The sequence below is a fragment of the Rania fehmarnensis genome (assembly GCF_056494185.1).
Genome location: NZ_CM151398.1, coordinates 9039780 through 9056603, shown reverse-complemented (window position 1 = coordinate 9056603; position 16824 = coordinate 9039780). Strand labels below are relative to the sequence as shown.

Below are 16824 nucleotides of genomic sequence, written 5' to 3'. Positions count from 1 at the left end.
TTCTTTCATCAACGTTGCGAAAGGCTAAATGTCTCCTTTCGCTCCGCGAAAGGCTCCTACCTTTTGCGGAGCAAAAGGAGACCGATGAAATGGCGTAATTGCGCCATTCATTCTCACGCGGTGCAGCGCGTGCAGTAGACTATCACCGGGCGTGGCCGATGCTCAACCCTGCGAGGAGGTTGTTCTACTGAGAGAAAGATTGCTCCTAAAGAAACGCATCGGATCATTCCCCTCATGTCTGTGGAATTCTTGGGACGCTTGCTGGATACATCCGGCTTTCCTCCGCGTTGGCGGTGTGGAGTCTGGACGAGCGAGCATGGCTGGTTACATATTATTTCCGACTTGGGTATCTGGTCGGCATATTTCACCATCCCAATCCTCTTGTGGCTGTTGGTGTCACAGCGGGGGCGCATGCGCTTTCGCAATATCTATCTGCTATTCGCAGCTTTTATCTTCTTGTGTGGTTCTACACACCTAATGGAAGCGGCCATCTTTTGGTGGCCAGCTTATCGCCTGGCGGGCATGTTAAAGTTTTTCACCGCGATCGTATCTTGGTGTACGGTACTAGCCCTCTTTCGCATTGCACCGGCGGCGCGGAGCATGCCGACGCACGCAGAACTGGAAGCAGAAGTAACCGCCCGCAGGCAAGTCGAACATGAGCTGGTGCAGCTGAACTTGATGCTCGATCAACGGGTGAAAGATCGCGTTCATGAACTGGCGCTAATCAATAGTCAACTTCACCAAGAACGCGAATGGTTTCGTACAACTTTGGCCAGTATCGGCGATGCTGTTATTTCAACGGACTCGCATGGGCGGGTCACCATGTTGAACGATGTGGCAACGGAGCTTACCGGTTGGACTACTGATCAAGCCGTCGGTCAGCCACTGGAAATAGTCTTTAACATTGTCAACGAAACGACGCGTGTAAAAGTTGCCAGTCCGGCTGCCCAAGCGCTCCGGGAGAAAATCGTAGTCGGTCTGGCCAATCATACAATCCTGATCGCCCGCGACGGTCGCGAGTATCCGATCGCCGATAGCGCTGCCCCGATTCGAGATGCCAGCGGCCAGGTTACCGGCGCCGTACTGGTCTTTCGAGATGTCACTGAGACTCGACGACTCGAACAGCAGTATCGTCAAGCTCAAAAGATGGAAGCCATCGGACGCTTTGCTGGCGGCATCGCGCACGATTTCAATAATCTGTTAACAGTGATTAACGGTTATTGCCAGATGTTTGATAGCGACGTTCAGTTGACCGCTGAAGGTCGTGAATATCTGAACGAGATCCATCGCGCGGGCAATCGGGCTGCATCACTGACTCAACAGTTGCTGGCGTTCAGTCGGATGCAGATGACGCTGCCTAAGCTCTTGGATCTAAATGAAATTGTGGACGCAGTGCAGCGGATGCTGCAACGCTTAATCGGCGAAGAGGTTCAAATCGAAACCCAGCTGGCCCATGATCTGTGGCCGGTGAGCGCTGATCGTGGCCAGCTGGAACAAGTATTAGTGAACCTGGCGGTCAACGCCCGTGATGCCCTGCCCTCCGGCGGACAAATAACGATCGAAACGATCAATCTGCACGTCGACGCCACCAACGCCCATGAACATATCGACGCCCCGGAAGGACAATATGTGCTGCTGACCTTTCAAGACAATGGATGCGGCATGGACGAAAGCGTTCGTCAACGAGCGTTTGAACCTTACTTCACCACTAAAGAACTTGGTAAAGGTACCGGGCTAGGACTGGCCACGGTCTTCGGCATCGTCAATCAAAGCCAGGGTCACATTTCGTTGTACTCCAAACCCGGGCAGGGAACACTTGTACGCATCTATCTACCGCGTTCCTTGGAGTTACCGGCACCGGACTCATCATCGAACCAGTCCAGTACGCCGGCCAGTAACCATGAGACGCTCTTGGTGGTCGAAGATGACGAAATGGTTCACAACTTGACCTGTCAAATCCTGCGATCAGCTGGCTATCAGGTACTCGAAGCTCGCAACGGTCGACAGGCCGAGGAGATCTTCCGCCAGAACCCTGAGCAGATTGACTTGGTGGTCAGTGATATCGTCATGCCCGAAATGAGCGGCCGACAACTGCGCGAGAATCTGCAAGCCTACCGCCCGGGCATCAAGGTCCTCCTGGTTTCGGGTTACAGCCTATCCGATTCGCTGGGCCCTGGCGTCCTGGCCGATGAAAACGTTCTGGCCAAACCGTTCTCGTCAGAAACTCTGCTGACCAAAGTCCGTGAATCACTATCCTCGGTTTAGTATGCCTCGCGCTCTTGCCGGGTTCCCTACACTAAAGGTGTATCAGGATCGATCGATCCTGGTATCCTAATACAGGACTTTACGTAGCTGATCTCACCAGAGATTGGACTTTACGTAGCCGATCTCGCCAGAGATTGGATGAATTGTGTTTGATGCATCCAAAGTCTGGCGACTTCGGCTACAGGTCAACTAAATTACCCCCTTTTTTGCTGTAATGAGATTTCGATGCGGTTCTTGAGTCTAACCACCGTTTTGCTAGCAACAGTCGCACTGATCGGGTGCGAAGCCAAGAAGTCAGAATCCTCTAAGACATCGGCTGGCGCGACCGCAGCGCCCATTCCTACCGACGACAGCCAGGCTGTGGCCACTCTCGAGGAGGCCGGGGCCAAGCTGCGCAAAAATAGCGGCGGCAATATAGAAGTGGTCGACATGCAAGATGCCGGTGGCGGCAACACGGAGTTGTTCACGGCCGCTGCCAAATTGCTCGGTTTGAAGACGATCATCTGTACCGGGCCCGATGTTACCAACCTGGCCGTGGCGGAACTGGCCAAGCATCCGCGACTGGAGCGGCTGATCGCGACTGACCGCAGTGCTATTGGCGATGCCGGTATTGAAACTCTCCTGACCATTCCGACGTTGACGGAGTTGACCTTGGAACGTTCGGAGATCACCGATGCGGCCTATGCCAATCTGGCCAAAATGAAAAAGCTCAAATACTTGCGAGCCAACTTGACCAAGACCACCGACATTGGTGTGAAGCAACTGGCCGACGCCACGCAGATCGAACTGCTCGATTTCCGCGACTGCGCGGGCGTTAGCGACGAAGGCATTCTGGCGCTGAGCAAACTGATCAAGATTCGCAGTCTGAAACTGTGGGGTCGCCAAATCACTGACAAGAGCTTGAGCGTCATTGGCACGATGACGAACATGTCGACCTTGGGATTGCAAGATACTGCGGTCACTGGCGCCGGTAGTGCGCTCGCCACTTTGACCAAGCTAACGGATCTAGATGCTTTTCGTTCGACCTTTAGCGATGAAGGTCTGAAATCGATCGCGGGTGCCAAGGGCATCAAGTCACTCAAGCTGCGTGACTGCCTGGTGACGCCTGAGGGACTCAAGACCTTGAGTGTGTTTACCAATCTCGAGCGTTTGGATTTGAGTGAATCGCGCGCCGACGACAGCACGCTAGAAGCGATCGCTGGCTTAAACAAGTTAGTCGAGCTGGAGTTGTGGTTATCTCGCATCACCGATGCTGGACTGGTCCACATCGTCAAGCTACCACTGAAGTCGCTGGTACTGGAAGATATCTATGACATCAGCGATGCTGGCATGGAGTATGTCGGCAAGATCAAGTCACTGGAATCGTTGACACTCAGCAAGACGGGTATTACCGATGAAGGCTTGGCTCAGTTGTCAGGTCTCGAGAATCTGACCGAGCTATACTTGGACAACACCGTTGTCAGCAAGAAAGGCGTCGAGGCGCTGAAGGCCAAGTTGCCCAAACTGACGAAAGTTCGTTTTTAACGCGTTTTGCCTTGTGTCCACCACAACGGATTGATTGCAGCTCATGGACAGCATGAACCAAGATCTCGATCGCGCACTGGCTCAGTTTGGCCTGTCGAGTTTTCGACCTGGTCAGCGCGAAGTGATCTCGGCCATTGTTACCGGCCATGACTGCATGTGCGTGATGCCGACCGGCGGTGGCAAGAGTTTGTGTTTCCAATTGCCTTCGGTCATACGTCCCGGCTTGACCATTGTTGTTTCGCCCCTGATCGCCTTGATGAAGGACCAAGTGGATGCCTTGGGCAAGAAAGGCATACCGGCGGCGCTGATCAACAGCACATTATCGCTGGGCGAACAAAATCAGCGGTTGCAGGATGTGGCCGCCGGTAAATACAAACTGGTCTACGTGGCTCCTGAGCGTCTGCGCAGCCATCGATTTCTAGAAGCGATTCGCGCGACTCCTATTCAACTGTTGGCGATCGACGAAGCGCATTGCATCAGCCAATGGGGGCATGACTTTCGCCCCGACTATGCGCGATTGGGTCGCTTTCGCGAGTGGTTGGGAGACATTCAGACGGTCGCCTTGACGGCTACAGCCACACCGCGTGTGCGCGAAGATATCGTTGAAGTGCTCAGGCTGCGGCGTCCCAAGCAATTCATGAGCGGCTTTGCGCGGCCCAATCTCGATTTTGGCGTCGTACAGCGCCAGTCCGATCGCGAGAAAGAGGAGCAACTCGAGCAGTTCCTCAAGCGTGAACCGGGTTCAGGAATTGTGTATGCAGCTACGCGTAAGCGTTGTGATTCGCTGGTGGAACTGATCCAGCAAAAACTGCGCATCCCTGTGGGTGCTTATCATGCGGGCATGCCCCTGGACCATCGCCGTGCGATTCAAGAACGCTTCATGAAGAACGAGCTGCGCATCATCGTGGCTACCAATGCGTTCGGAATGGGGATCGATAAACCCGATTTGCGCTTTGTGGTGCACTTCAATATTCCAGGCTCGCTGGAGGCCTACTATCAAGAGGCCGGCCGGGCTGGTCGCGATGGGCAGCAATCGCAATGCGTGTTGTTGTACTCCATGCAAGATCGCTACATCCAAGAGTTCTTCATCGACAACAACTATCCGCCGCGCGAAGTGATCCAGGCGGTCTACGAGTTCATGGCTGAACGCAAAGAAGACCCGATCGAACTGACGCTGGACGAAATCCGCTCGGGGATGGGGATGAGCATTTCGTCGGAGGCTGTGGGCAGTAGTTTGACGATCGTGGCCCGCACGGGAGTCATCGAACGTTTGGAGACCGGCGGAGGTTTGGCCAAGTTGCGGATCGAAAGCGATCTACCGACGCTGGTCGACATGCTGCGTAAAGATGCCGATGTGAAACGCAAAGTCCTGCGGGCTGTCGAACGAATTATTGGCTCACGTCGCGGCGAAGATGTTTATGTTCATCCGCGGTGGCTGCTGCAAGAATTGCAAATGGATCGCGACGTGCTCAATCGTCACTTGCGCGAACTGGCCGAGCAATTGAAGGTGTTCGACTATGTGCCTCCGTTTCGTGGACGCGCCACGCACTTTGTGCAACGCAACGTTCCGTTCGATCAGTTGCAGATCGACTTTGTGGCACTGGACAAGCGTAAGGAAGCCGAATACGAACGCTTAAACCAAGTCGTCCGTTATGCTCAGACGCCGCGCTGTCGACAGGCGGCCATCCTGGATTACTTTGGTGACACGGCGGCCGAAGATTGCGGGCACTGCGATCGTTGTCTGGGGGCCACAGGCTGGCCGCACCTGGCCCAGCGCATGCGCGATGGTTCCACTGCTACCAAGGCAATTGCCAATCCCCTGGTTGAAGTTGACTCTTCTGCTGGCACCAAAGACACTGGCGCTGTCGAGTCGTCGGGCCCGGTTGACTGGGTTCCCAGGACCGATGCTGAGTTAGAACGCGCGAGCCAGGCGAAGAAACATGTGGCCCGCGATAAGGTTTCAGCCCAGCGTCGCAGCGATCTGACGCCCGCTCAGGTTGCCGCCGGCGGCAGCGCGGATCACGCGCACTCTGGTGACGCGGCTGATGTCAACTCGCTCGAGCAGTTAGTGACCGTGCCTGCTGAGTTGCGACAGCTGCTCCTGGAAGTGCTGGCGGCCATCGATAGGACGCATGGACGACTGGGCAAGATCTTGATTTGTCAGTTCTTATGTGGATCGAACAATGCCAAAGTTCAAAAGCTCAGGCTGCATCGGCTGAGTGGCTTTGGGATGTTGGTGAACTTTCGTCAAGGCGATGCTCAAGAGCTCGTTGATGCATTCTTGGCATCGGGATTGTTGCAGCAGCAAGAGGTCAACAAGCATCGGCCGACAGTGAGTTTATCGGTCGATGTGTCGAGCGGGCTGGTCGATCGCCGTCAGATCATCCAGCGCATGCAGTTATCGCAACGGCTTGTCAGCCGGTTACAAGCGATAGCTTCGGCAACCGATGCGGCTGCTGCATTGCCGGAGAGCGCGCCAGTCCTGCAGTCCCCGGTACAACCTGCCGTGCAACCGCTGGTCCCATTATCTAAGGAGCCATCCACTGCAACCCATAACACTGCAACCCAGAATACTGCCACCCAAACCACTGCTATTTCAGCGGCAACAGGCTCGCCAGTTCCGCTAGATGACTGGTCGTGGACCTGGCAATTGTTGGTTGATGGATACACCTGGATGGAGGTGATGGCGATTCGTCGCAAAGCGGATTTGGATGTGGCCACAGATTTGCAGCAAGCGTTGAGGCAGAATAAAACGGTCCAGCGGCAGTGGTTGACCGTCGGCAGCGTGGCGGGTGAAGATACACCGCCGACGGTGGGGCAGCAGCGAATCTTGCGTGAACTGCAACGTCGTTCAGCTGCAGGCGTATAGGTTTGCGGCAGGCCATCGAGCCATGAAGCAAACGGTTGGGAAGTCCAGAATTCGGATTTAGCTAAGGGGGGATTGAGCCTAGGTCACATTCCACTCCCCTATGCCCCAAATGTGGCCCCGCCGTATAGAATAGAGAGTTCGCTGCCATGGGGTCTGTAACCCTGGGCAGCCCTAACTGAAGAAGCAACGCAGAAAGAAATTGGCAATGGAAAAACCTCAGCGGCCGCCCGTGAAGCCCGACGAGACCAATCAAGCCCGCAGGACGCCGTTCTGGTTTGTCATTATTGTGCTGCTGCTGTCGATGTATATCGTCAGCCGCTTTTGGGCGGATGCCAATCGCAGCACGATCCTTTACAGCTTCTTTGTGCAGCAACTCGAGAACGACAACGTCTTGTTGTTGGAAATCGATGGAGGCGAAGCCCGAGGCACTTTTCGCACGCCGCCCGATGCGCCGCCGGAAATCACTGCCACTGGAGAAGTGCGGCCTCGGCAGATGCAAGATGGTGGTCCACGAAAACTGCAAAAGCAATTTCGCGTCGTCTTGCCCGACAGTGAAGGCGATCGACAGTTATTTGCTCAGAAGCTCGATTCGGCCAAACAGCGTACCAACGATGATAGCGAGCAGTTGCAGATAGCCTACGCTAACCAGGCCCCTGTGCAGTACATGTTCTTGTTCTTGATGTTAGGCGTGCCGCTGCTGCTGATGGCGTTTGCGTATTTCATGTTCCGACGGACGCGCGATCAATTTGTCGGAGGTGGATTTCTGAACAGCTTTAGCCGCTCGACAGCTAAACGTTATGAACCGAGCGACCAGCAGACGACGTTCAATGATGTGGCGGGGCTAGAAGGCGTCAAGGCTGATCTGCAAGAAATCGTCGACTTCCTGAAGAGCCCCGAAAAATTTCAGAAACTCGGTGGGCGCATTCCCAAGGGCGTGCTGCTGAACGGTCCTCCTGGTACCGGCAAGACACTGCTGGCTCGCGCGGTGGCCGGCGAAGCAGGCGTTCCGTTCTATTCGGTTAACGGCAGCGAATTCATTCAGATGTTCGTAGGCGTGGGTGCCAGTCGTGTCCGCGACCTGTTCCTCAATGCCAAAGAAACCGCACCTGCGATCATTTTTATCGACGAGATTGATGCCGTCGGTCGTCAGCGTGGTGCGGGACTAGGTGGTGGGCACGATGAACGCGAGCAGACGCTCAACCAGATCCTCAGCGAAATGGATGGCTTTGCCGGCGGTGATTCGGTCATCGTGGTGGCTGCGACCAATCGTCCCGATGTATTGGATCCTGCTCTGTTGCGTCCGGGCCGTTTTGATCGGCACATCACCGTGGGGCGTCCGACTTTCAAGGGCCGCTTGGAGATTTTCAAAGTCCACGTGCGCGATGTACCGTTGGATCACGATGTCGATCTGAAACGGTTGGCCGCCGTGACGATTGGCCTGACCGGAGCTGATATTCGCAACCTGGTTAACGAAGCAGCCCTGTGGGCGGCGCGCAATGACAAATCGCGCGTCTCGATGGAAGATTTCGACTACGCGCGCGATAAGGTGCTGATGGGTGCCAAGCGCGAAGAAGTGCTCAAGCAGGACGAGAAAGAAAAGACCGCTTATCACGAAGCTGGTCATACGCTGGCTGCCTGGTTTCTGACCGGAGCGCAGCGCGTGCACAAAGTCACGATTATTCCGCGTGGTCGCGCCTTGGGCGTAACGCAAATTTTGCCCGCGGAAGATCGCGTTAGCACCAGTGAGCGCGAACTTCTGGATGAATTGGTTGTCTTTCTGGCAGGTCGCGCGGCCGAGAAGTTAATCTATGACGAGATCAGTGTGGGCGCGGAAAACGACTTGGAACGGGCCACCGGTATCGCTCGCCGCATGGTCACCCACTGGGGTATGAGCCCGACGTTGGGACCGGTCAGTTACAAAACGTCCGATGATGATCCCTTCTTGGGACGTGAGATTCATCAAACGCGCCAGTTCAGCGAACACACGCAAGAAATGATCGACGACGAAGTATCGCGCATCCTGCAAAACGCCAATCAACGAGCCACCCAGTTGCTCGAAGAAAAACGGGCGGAATTGGAAGCCATCAAAGGTGGGCTCGTCAGCCGTGAAGAACTGAACGAGCGCGAGATCGAAAGCTTGATTGGGCCATCGGTGCATGGTCCGTCGGAAGAACCAGAAGTCAGCGCTCGCAGCGAAACGGTGGTATAGGGTTATGGCGAAGAAATCGAAAGGCGATAAAGTCCGCATCGATTTTCGCAAGAACCACCAAGGTCGCAAACGCCCTAACGATCTGACACGCAAGTTTCAGCAAGATGATCTCGACGATTCGCAGCTGGCCAGCGGCGAACGTATCAGCGGCAAAGGCGAATTGACTCGTCGTCGCACCATCATTACCGACCAGGCCGGCCAAGGAGCCAAGGCCGGTATGTCCGCGCATATCGGCGGCGAAGAAGATCAGACTTTCACCGGTTTGGTGCTGCGAGTTCATGGCTTGGAGAGCGTCGTTCGCGCCGAAGATGGTACCGAGTATCGCTGTGCCGTGCGCCGCGTGCTCAAGAATATGTCCACCGACCAGCGGCACGTGGTCGCCGCCGGCGATGTAGTCACCTTTCGTCCCGAAGGCACCGGACAAGGTATCATCACCGCGATTCATCCGCGTCGTGGCGTACTGAGCCGCACCAGCAAGGGCCGCAAGCATGTGTTGGTGGCCAATATCGACCAGATCATTATTGTCACCAGCGCCGCTGAACCGGGGCTGAAACCGCACTTGATCGATCGTTTCTTGGTGACTGCCGAACAGGCTCAATTGGAAGCGGTCATTTGCATCAATAAGGTGGATCTGACTGATCCGGCCGAGTTGCAACCATTGATTGGTGTGTATGCGCAGATGGGGTATCGTGTGATCTTGACCAGCGCTGCGCGGGGTTGGCACATCGATACCCTGCGACAGTTGGTAGCTGGTTGCAATAGTGTAGTCACCGGTCAAAGCGGTGTTGGCAAGAGTTCGTTGCTGAATGCCATTCAGCATGGACTGGGATTGCGCATTGGCGAGATCAGCGAAGACAACAACAAAGGCAAGCACACTACGACGACTGCCGAACTGATTCCGCTGAACGATGGCGGCACGATTATTGATACCCCTGGTATTCGCCAGTTTGAATTGTGGGATGTGTCGCCAGCGGAAGTATCTGGGCTGTTTCGCGATCTACGGCCGTATGCCAATCACTGCCGATTCCCGGACTGCACACACATACACGAAGTCGATTGCGCGGTCCGCGACGCGGTAGCTGACGGCCGCATCGATCCTCGTCGCTACGACAGCTATGTGCATCTAATCGAAGACCCCGCCTCGCCTGTTTAATCCTACTCGTACTCGTACTCCTACTTGTACTCGCAACCATTTGAGTAGCCACCGTCGCCAGACGGTGGACAAGCCCCAGATGATTATCCACCGCCTGTGCGAGGTTTACCCGCAGCGGCAACTTCGTCCCCCACAAAATGTGGATTCTTGAGCTCGACTTTGCCGATAAATTCGGCCAGTGCTATTTGCCCGAAGAGCATTAAAGTCTTGGCAGGAGCCCGAGCATGACCCCTCCAGCTTGGCTGTCTGTGCGCATGCGGTGCGCCTATAAACTTGGAAGTCTGGCGTTCTTAATTGGCTGTCTCAGCCTGGCTGCGTGTACGCCGCGCGTGGTAGTGCGTGCTAATCCCACTGCCAGCGATCATGGCATACGTTATTACCGACCCAAGCCATATCTATTGATAGCTGCTCAGACGACCAAAGACGGCGTGGCCTCGCCCGATCATGTGTCGATCACGCTGGATTATTTGCCCGATTATTCGGAAGAGTACTCGATCAATGTGCGACCTGGCTTGGGGATAGCTGAGGTCAATGTGGCTCTTCAGGATGGCTGGAATCTGACTTCAATCAACCAGAAGCTCGATTCGCAGACCGATGAAACGCTCAAAGCCACGGGTGAGATATTGAAGGCAGTCGTCTCGCCGACAAGCGGTGCGGGGCAAGTTAACTTGCGACCTTCGATACAAGTGCCTGCGCGCAATGTGCCCTTGGGTTATTACGAGTCGGTCATTGGCAAGAATCGGCAAGGCAAAAAGCAGTTGTATGGCTTTCGCTATGTGGGCTTCTTACCGTTTCAAGAGTGCCCACTGGGGATATGCGGTACGACGGCGCGGGCCAACTGTGGGGACGGATTGTTATACGGTTTAGTGTTCGATGCCGGTGTCATGACGTTTAAACCACTGGGTGAGATTGCTGCCGTGATGCCGCCCAGTCAACAGTTACCCGCGGATGCTTCTCAAACGCAAGTCCCACTGACGCGCAGTTTTTCAAGGTCTTGGACCAACAAGAGCGGCAAAGAGGAAAGCAACGTGACCGTGCAAGACTCTGGTTCGGTCCCCATCACGGTCCCTTTCTCCGAAGTAACCGCGCCTGCTCAGTAGTTCAGTGGCGTTGGCGGCCGGCCTGAGCGGTTGCCTCAGAGATTCACCATGAAGTCCGACTCACCCTATTCCGCAGGTCGTCTGCCTTCGGTACCACGGCACTGCCCGATGGAACTTTTGCTGTTGAGTGCGCGCAAGGCAACTCGGCCTAGTTTACGTCAGTGGCGCGAGTTGCCGTGGAGGCAAGCGAGTTTGGTGGTGGCGTTGGGTGATTGCCTGGCGCTGGAACTGCACAGCGGCGTCTCGCGGTTGGACGCCTGGTCGGCCCTGTCGCGCGCGATCGCGACTTGGAACGCAATAGGTTTACCGATCGATATTCAGTTGCTGGATGTTGCGGTGGCTGATTTTGTGGCGGGGCAGTTACCTGATGTGATAGTCGAGTGGTATGTCGCGCATGCTGACCCCGAGTTGATGTTTGTGGGGACGGTCCATGCTCACGCTGACTATCCGCCGGGCAACACGCTATTCGGCGGCCCGCCCTTGCCCCTGCACTTCAATGCTAGCGTTCGCTGGGGAATCGAGATGTCTGGGAGTTATGACATTGAGACGATTGCCCTGCATGAGCTGGCCCATGTGCTGGGTCTCATCTACCACAGCGGCCCCGACACGATACTCTACGACGCCATTCCCCCAGCCCCGCTAGGCATCCTGCATTGCCTAGACTTCGAAACCATTACCCGGGCTCGTCAGTTGTACACGACATAGGTCTGTCCCCGCGCGCTCGTAGAGCGGCTGTCCCCAGCCGCTCCGCACCCGCAGAGCATGTAGCTTCAAGCCACCGGTCTGTTTAGTTCTTGTAACGGGTCTGTCCGGTCTGTCCCCGGGCGCGCCGGGGGACAGACGTCCGCTTCGAGATCGGGGACAGACCTGGGGTTTGAAGACACATGCTCGCCAGGTGCCGAGCGGCTGGGGACAGCCGCTCTACGAACGCGGGGTCTGTCCCCGAATGGCATGGTCAGAGGTAGTGCAAATCGTCTGCCGAGGCACGGCACGCAAAAGGCGCCGTTAAAGTCTGCCGAAATTGCCAGGTTGCCCTCAAGCGTTAAGGTTTAGCTTGTCGATACAGATTGCCATGGTGTTGCGCCCGCTCACCAACCTTTCAATAGACGAGCAATATGTTCCTGACGTTGAGTCCGGCGTGGAAGCTTTGGGCGATGGCTTTCTGCGCAGGGATCTTGCTGGCATTGGTTGGGCAAGCATGTGCTAATCTTGATCCTCCCGATCAAGATTCGGTACCCGCTCCCGCTCCCGCTGCGCCAGCACGGAAAGCGCCAACTGGCGCTAGCAAAACCAAGTGGGCCAAGCGTCCTGACGCTGAAGCCCCGCCCGCTCCACCTGCGCGTCCACTCAATAGCAGCAATGCATCGATTCCCACGGGGTCTGTCCCCCAACAAGTCCCGGGGTCTGTCCCCGCGCAAGGCACGGGGTCTGTCCCCGAGGAAGACGCCGGGCGGGGACAAGCCAATACGTCGGTGATCAATCCAGCCGAATCCAAGTCCTTCGTAGTTCAAGCCTCTGGCAGACAAGAGCTGCCTCCAGCACCTCAAGTTCCTAAACGAAAACCGGCCATCGCCGCACCTGAATTGCTAGCACAACCCCCGGAGGCAATTCCAACCAAGCCAGCCATTCCGCCGAGAAATGCGGCGCCCACTCGCGTCACTAAAGACCACGCTTCGCTTGCCCCCGCCGGCAACTCCGCTGCTCTTCAGTCAACAAGCCCCAGCTCAACCAATTTGCCGGCAACTCGCTCCAGCGCAGCCAGTCCCCAAACCGCAAAAGCTCAGACAACGGAAGTGCCTACTGTTGAAGCTTCGACTGCCGAAGCTCCACCTGCCGAAGCTTCAGCTGCCGACGTGTCCATCGAGGAAGCTCTCAGCGCGGATGTCCCATCGCCCGACCAAACACAAACTCAGTCAACACCCGCTGCACCAAAAACGAGTGACGTTACGCCCGCACCCACCAGTTCCAAAATTACCGTCACCACTCCTGATCCACCCATCAAACGTGATGCCAGCAGGCCGGCTCCAACAATCAAGTCCAGCGGCACTGTGGCTCGCATGCACATCGGCGACCAATCCAGCTCAACCACCCGCAAGCCCAGCTCGACGCAGCTCTCCCTGGCAGGCGGCTCCATCGAAGAACTGCCCGCAGCTACCCACCGCGTGCTCGAGTCGATCGAATTCGATGATACACCGCTGGCCGAAGCGATGAAGCTCTTCTCAGAGCAGTCAGGCTTGAACGTCATCACTTCGGCCGAAGCCGGCAAAGCTAAAGTAACTGTCTATCTCAAAGATGTCACCGCGCTGGATGCCCTGGAAGCTATCGTCAAAGCCAATGGTCTCTTCTATCGTATCGAAGCGGCTTCAGGGATCGTTCGCATCGCCACCAGCCAAGAATACGAAAAAGATCTCTCCAGCTTTCGCGAAGAGCAAACTCGCGTCTTCACGCTGCTCTACCCCAATCCCATCGCCGTGGCCCAAGTTATCCAACAAGTCTTTGGCAATCGCGTGCAAATGAACCGCGCTGATGCCGATGTCGATGACCTGGTCGATCTCTCGCGCCGATTCAATCGCTTCGATATGGTCGATGGCCGCTCGTTGGGGCTGGGCAGCCCTAACAACTCGGGCGCAGGCAGTTCAGCGAACTCATTTGCACTTGGTAACCGCGGTGGTGGTGGAATCAATGGCGGACTCAATGGCAACATGAACGGAGGAATGAATGCCATGGGCATGGGCGGTGGTGCCTCGCTAGGCTTGCCGGGTATGAACGGCAACTACTCGACTGCGCCATTCGGTCAGAATCCTGCCGGCGGACGCGATCATGCTTCGCTGAACAATCTCTCCGCTGGCGAAATTCAACAACTCGAAAACCAAGTTGCCCAACAAGGCCAGCTTGACGAACAATCCCAAGCCAATCTGTTGCAACGCCGCGATGCAACGATCTACATCTCTACGATCCGTCGCAACAATCAAGTCATCGTACGTACCGGTGACAATCGATCCATGGAGCAAATCGCTCGTCTGATTGAACAACTGGATGTGCCCACGCCCACCGTGCTGCTGGAAGTTAAAGTGCTGCGCGTCGTATTAGCCGATGGCTTCAACTCCGCCTTTGAATACTTTGGCGCCAGTGGTAATGCATCAACTGCCATGAGCGATGGCGCGCTCGCACCGGCCTTTCCAGGTGCCAGCACAGTCGCCCGCAGCCTCGGTGCGGGCCTCGGTGTATCCGGCGGTGTACCAGGCTCGCTGACTTTTCAAATGGTCGACGACAAGTTCCGTGTGCGCATGCAACTGCTCGAAAGTAAGAATTGTGTCACGGCCCTCGCCACCCCGCTCATCCTCACCGCCAATAACGAAGTGAGTCGAATCTTCGTCGGCGATACCCTGCCCTTCACCGTCGGCTTTACACCCTCCCAAGTATTGAGCAGCGTTAGCGCTGTTAACGGTGCTGTTGCCGCCACGCCCATCACCGAACTGCGCGACGTGGGCCAATCACTCCTCATCACACCCAACATCAACGCCGATCGCACGGTTACTTTGCGCGTCATTGAAGAAAATTCCGAACGCGTCTTGGCCGGTTCATCCATTCCGGTTCCAGCCACTAGCGGCACGGGCGTCACCAATGTCAACGTGGATACAGTCCGACGTCGTACGATCAGCGGCACGATCGTCGCCCAAGATGGTATGGCCGTGGCCTTGGGTGGCTTGATCGAGGAACAAGTCAGCGACTCACGCGATCAGGTGCCTGTGCTCGGCAACATCCCAGGACTGGGCTTGCTGTTTCGTCGGCAAGCCAGCGGTCGCTCGCGCAGCGAACTAGTTGTCATCGTGCGACCGTATGTTTTCAATACGCCTACCGAATCAGCCGCCACCACGGAAATGCTTCTGGGCGAGCTAAGCACACATCCCAATAGCCCTGACGCCATGGGCACGATGAACGCCTTGCCTTGTAAAGTTACTCGTACCGAAGTTGAAAGCAGTCAACGCGCCAAACTGTTCCAGCTTCACAATCGTTCTATGACCGCCAATTGAATCCATCATGATGAGCTCTACAAATAATTCGATGTGGATCGCGCTGATCGTGGCTGCACTCGGCGTAACCCAGTCAGGTTGTTCCGTCTTCAGCGACGCTTCCTCCACCGGCGCGGATCATAACGCAGTCCCAAGTCAAGTAAAATCGCTCGCCGATTCTGGGACCGGTCACATCGCCAATCCGCCCGCGCGCACGATTCGCTTCGATGGCCACGAGATTGTCTTGGGTCAATCCGAAGGCGGCGAACTGACCGCCGATAAACTCTACTCGATGCTCTCGCCCTTAGCCGCACAGAATCGCACTCGCACCGCGGCCTCATTGGTCGGTTTCCATCGCGAGACCGCTGAACGTTTGTTAGCCGAGCGCTGGGCAACCTCTGCCGAGGATCCAGTTATTCGCTTGACCGCGCAAGTTATCTCTCGTCGCTCCAATCACGCTGAATACAGTTGGCTGTCACTGCTGAAGCTAGCCCGCGAGCGGCCCTTGGCAGCTCGACCTTATCAGCAAGCCCGCAACGCCTTTGCTCAACTCCTACAAACCTCCGATCCGACCAACGAACAAGCAGCTCAACTACAACAGTTGGCCACCAACCTCAATCATCCACTGGTCAAAGTCGACTGTCTGCGACTATTGGGCTTGCGCGAATTAGTGGCGGGTCGCCACGCATGGGCTGAAGCACTCTGTCGCCAAGCGGTCGATACGGCTTACAACTCAGGCAACACCCTGCTAGCAGCCGAGATGTCGCTGATGGTTGGTGAAGCCGCGCGACGCAGCGATCAACCGCCTTTGGCCGGCCAAGCCTGGAACGCAGCCGTGGCCACTCACATTGCCAACATGAAAGAAGATCAGCCGATCGATGTAGCCTTTTGGTTAATGGCTGAAAACTGTCGTCCTGAAAACACACCTTGGCCCAACGAACTGATTACCGCAGTTGGTCACCAACTGCAAACGCTGGGTTGCACCAGCGATGGCGGAGCTGATATGGCCCTGTGGGCCTGTATCGCTGAAACTCAGTTTCAACGCGGGCAAATGCAGGCCGCACTAGTCAATTTCAAACGCGCTGAAGCTGCGACCAGTGGCAACAACATGTTGTGGTTGCGTATTGCGCAGTCGCGTTGCCTGGCAGCGCTTGGCCAAGGTCCCGCCGCTGCCGCGATTCTCAGCGGACCAGCCAGCAGCTCCGAATCATCGATCGCCGCTGCCGCCACCGCCGCCATGGGGAGCACGAAACTCCAAGCCGGCGCGTACCAACAAGGTGCTCAGTTGCTCAACAAAGCTCTCACCGAATCGTCCGGTGCCAGCTGGCCCACCAAAACGCAAGCCTTAGCTGATATGGCTCTGGCCCAGTTGATTATCGGTGACACCGATCCAGGCCTCGATGCGCTCCATGCCGTACAAGCTCAGTTGATTCAAAGCGACGACAAACTCATGCTTATTCGATCACTCGATAATGAAATGAGTTTGCTCGAACATGAAGGACGTCGAGACGAAGTCAGTGCGATCAAGCAGCGTATCTTGGAGCTAGAGAAGATTTAGCGCTTTGGAATGCAACTTTGGAGTGCGGTGCCATGTGGCACCGCTTTGATGTAAGCGAAGTCTTCAGCCGCAGCCTGAGTCACCCTGAAAGTTTGAAGTCATCTGGTTCGTGCAGGCTGCGGAACAGTTGGTT

At 56.0% G+C, this 16824-nt stretch carries 9 protein-coding genes; all 9 read left to right on the top strand.

All coding sequences use genetic code 11. The features are described from left to right. Positions 1-234: 234 nt before the first annotated feature. Positions 235-2265 carry an ATP-binding response regulator gene (locus SH573x_RS30550; RefSeq protein ID WP_479352028.1) on the top strand — a complete coding sequence of 677 codons (2031 nt, stop codon included), beginning with the start codon at positions 235-237 and terminating at the stop codon, positions 2263-2265. Positions 2266-2490: 225 nt separating this feature from the next. Continuing rightward, entirely contained in the window at positions 2491-3789 is a 1299-nt protein-coding gene (locus SH573x_RS30545; protein WP_479352027.1) for a leucine-rich repeat domain-containing protein, read from the top strand. A gap of 52 nt (positions 3790-3841) precedes the next feature. Then, positions 3842-6658 carry a RecQ family ATP-dependent DNA helicase gene (locus SH573x_RS30540; RefSeq protein WP_479352026.1) on the top strand — a complete coding sequence of 939 codons (2817 nt, stop codon included), beginning with the start codon at positions 3842-3844 and terminating at the stop codon, positions 6656-6658. A 205-nt stretch (positions 6659-6863) separates the two neighbouring features. Continuing rightward, complete coding sequence (ftsH, locus tag SH573x_RS30535) at positions 6864-8867, top strand: ATP-dependent zinc metalloprotease FtsH (protein WP_479352025.1); 2004 nt, start codon at positions 6864-6866, stop codon at positions 8865-8867. Positions 8868-8871: 4 nt separating this feature from the next. Further along, the gene (rsgA, locus tag SH573x_RS30530; RefSeq protein ID WP_479352024.1) at positions 8872-10020 is read left to right on the top strand and encodes a ribosome small subunit-dependent GTPase A; all 1149 of its coding nucleotides are present in this window, start codon (positions 8872-8874) and stop codon (positions 10018-10020) included. Between the two features lie 224 nt (positions 10021-10244). Then, on the top strand, positions 10245-11120 hold the full coding sequence (locus tag SH573x_RS30525; RefSeq protein WP_479352023.1) for a hypothetical protein: 876 nt from the start codon (positions 10245-10247) through the stop codon (positions 11118-11120). A 48-nt stretch (positions 11121-11168) separates the two neighbouring features. After that, on the top strand, positions 11169-11825 hold the full coding sequence (locus SH573x_RS30520) for a matrixin family metalloprotease (RefSeq protein WP_479352022.1): 657 nt from the start codon (positions 11169-11171) through the stop codon (positions 11823-11825). Between the two features lie 449 nt (positions 11826-12274). Further along, the gene (locus SH573x_RS30515) at positions 12275-15154 is read left to right on the top strand and encodes a secretin GspD/PilQ domain-containing protein (protein WP_479352021.1); all 2880 of its coding nucleotides are present in this window, start codon (positions 12275-12277) and stop codon (positions 15152-15154) included. Positions 15155-15161: 7 nt separating this feature from the next. Further along, positions 15162-16691, top strand: a complete 1530-nt coding sequence (locus SH573x_RS30510; RefSeq protein WP_479352020.1) for a hypothetical protein — start codon at positions 15162-15164, stop codon at positions 16689-16691. Positions 16692-16824: the final 133 nt, after the last annotated feature.